Raw genomic sequence first — 2,725 nt, forward strand, 5'->3', positions numbered from 1 at the left:
GGTGGTGCCGGTCCGTGACCGTAACGGCCTGGTGGTCCTCGATCGTGACGAGCACGTCCGCGCGTCGACGTTGGAGGGTCTGGGCGCGCTGCCGGCGTCGTTCGGCACGATCGGCGAGCTGGCGGGCTTCGATGCCGTGGCGCTGCAGAAGTACCACTGGGTCGAGCGTATCGACCACGTGCACACGGCCGGTAACTCGTCCGGCATCGTGGACGGGGCGTCGCTGGTGGTGGTCGGCTCGGAGCGGGCCGGGCGGGAGGCCGGGCTGACGCCGAGGGCGCGGATCGTCGCCGCTGCGGTGTCCGGTGCCGATCCGACGATCATGTTGACCGGGCCGGCGCCGGCCAGTCGCAAGGCTCTCGCCAAGGCGGGGCTGACGGTCGGTGACATCGACCTGGTGGAGATGAACGAGGCGTTCGCGGCGGTGGTGCTGCGCTTTGCGAAGGACCTGGGCTTCTCGCTGGAGCAGGTGAATGTGAACGGTGGTGCGATCGCGATGGGGCATCCGCTCGGGGCGACGGGCGGGATGCTGCTCGGGACGGTGGTTGACGAGTTGGAGCGGCGGCAGTTGCGGTATGGGCTGGTGACCCTGTGTATCGGCGGTGGCATGGGCATCGCCACGATTGTGGAGCGGATCTGATGGCCATTCGCTATGACCGGGGCGCCGACGGTGTCGTCGTGCTCACCCTCGACGACCCCAGCCGCGGCGCGAACACGATGAACGAGGCGTTCGTCGCCAGCATGGACGCCACCCTCGACCGCCTCGAAGCGGACAAAGACCTCGCCGGCGTCGTCATCACCTCGGCGAAGAAGACCTGGTTCGCGGGTGGCGACCTCGACGCCCTCGGCAGCATCGGGCCCGACCAGGCCGCCGAGACGTACGCCACCGCCAAGCGCATCAAGGACCAGTTGCGCCGCCTGGAGACCCTCGGCAGGCCGGTCGTCGCGGCGATCAACGGCTCGGCGCTGGGTGGTGGCCTCGAACTGGCGCTTGCGTGTCATCGCCGGATCGTCGCCGACGATCGGAGGATCGAGATCGGCTTCCCGGAGGTGACGCTGGGGCTGCTGCCGGGTGGTGGTGGGGTGGTGCGCACGGTGCGGCTGCTGGGTATCGCCGAGGCGTTGCTGCAGGTGTTGTTGCAGGGGCAGCGGCACAAGCCGGCGAAGGCCCTGCAGGTCGGGCTCGTGCACGAGGTGGTCCCGGCCGGGCGGTTGGAGTCCGCAGCCCGTGCGTGGATCGCCGCGAACCCGGCCGCGGTCCAGCCGTGGGACGTGAAGGGGTACAAGATTCCGGGTGGGACGCCGAGCACGCCGGCGTTCGCGGTGAACCTGCCCGCGTTCCCGGCGAGGTTGCGTAAGGAGCTCAAGGGCGCGCCCTACCCCGCGCCGCGTAACATTCTCGCCGCCGCCGTCGAGGGTGCGCAGGTCGATCTGGCCACGGCGTTCGACATCGAGGGCCGGTACTTCACGGAGCTGGCCACCGGGCAGATCGCGAAGAACATGATCCAGGCGTTCTTCTTCGACCTGCAGGCCGCCAACGCCCGCGGCTCGACGGCCGCGCCGTTGCAGAAGGTTGCCGTCCTCGGCGCCGGCATGATGGGCGCGGCGATCGCCTACGTGTGTGCCCGGGCCGGGATGCAGGTGCTGCTCAAGGACGTCACCGCCGACGCCGCCCAGCAGGGCAAGGCCTACTCGGAACGCCTGGTGCAGAAGGGCCGCGGCGGCCCGGACCTGCTGGCGCGGATCACCCCGACCGCTGACCCGGCCGACCTGGCCGGCGCCGACCTGGTCATCGAGGCCGTGTTCGAGGACCCGGCACTCAAGCACAAGGTGTTCGCCGAGATCGAGGACGTCGTCGCCCCCGACGCCCTGCTGTGCTCCAACACCTCGACCCTGCCGATCACGGCCCTCGCCGACGGCGTCAAGCGGCGTGAGGACTTCGTCGGGCTGCACTTCTTCTCACCCGTCGACAAGATGCCACTCGTCGAGGTGATCCGCGGCCGGGAGACGTCCGGCGAGGCCGTCGAACGGGCGCTCGGCGTGGTGCGGCAACTGCGCAAGACACCGATCGTCGTCAACGACAGCCGCGGCTTCTTCACCAGCCGCGTCATCGGCACCTTCACCAACGAGGGCGTCGCCATGCTCGCCGAGGGCATCGCGCCCGCCTCGATCGAGCAGGCCAGCTCCCAGGCCGGCTACCCGGCCCCGGTGCTGCAGCTCATCGACGAGCTGACGCTCACCCTGCCGCGCAAAATCCGGCAACAGTACGGCGACGCCTGGACCCCGACGCCCGCCGACGCCGTGATCGACCGCATGATCGACGAGTTCGGCCGGACCGGCCGGTCCGGCGGCGCCGGGTTCTACGACTACGCCGACGGCAAGCGCGGCCTGCTCTGGCCGGGGCTGCGCGAGCACTTCGCCAAGGACGACGTCAAGCTGCCGTTCGCCGACATGCAGGAGCGGATGCTGTTCGCCGAGGCCCTGGAGTCGGTGAAGTGCCTCGACGAGGGCGTGCTCACGTCCGTCGCCGACGCCAACATCGGGTCGATCCTCGGCATCGGGTTCCCCGGCTGGACCGGCGGCGTCCTGCAGTACATCAACCAATACGACGGCGGCCTGAACGGCTTCGTCACCCGCGCCCGCGAGCTCGCCGCCCGCTACGGCTCCCGCTTCGAACCGCCACAGCTCCTGCTGGACAAAGCCACCCGCGGCGAACAGTTCCGCT

At 70.1% G+C, this 2,725-nt stretch carries 1 protein-coding gene and 1 pseudogene; both read left to right on the plus strand.

The annotated features are described in order from the left end of the window. Positions 1-640, plus strand: a pseudogene (locus tag IEZ31_RS55510) (acetyl-CoA C-acyltransferase); the annotation flags it as partial. Continuing rightward, positions 640-2,725: 3-hydroxyacyl-CoA dehydrogenase NAD-binding domain-containing protein (locus tag IEZ31_RS55515; protein WP_190258247.1), on the plus strand; the 2,086-nt coding region annotated here is incomplete at its 3' end. The pseudogene IEZ31_RS55510 and the gene IEZ31_RS55515, both read left to right, overlap by 1 nt.

Source organism: Dactylosporangium sucinum (genome assembly GCF_014647515.1).
In the GTDB taxonomy this organism is placed as follows: domain Bacteria; phylum Actinomycetota; class Actinomycetes; order Mycobacteriales; family Micromonosporaceae; genus Dactylosporangium; species Dactylosporangium sucinum.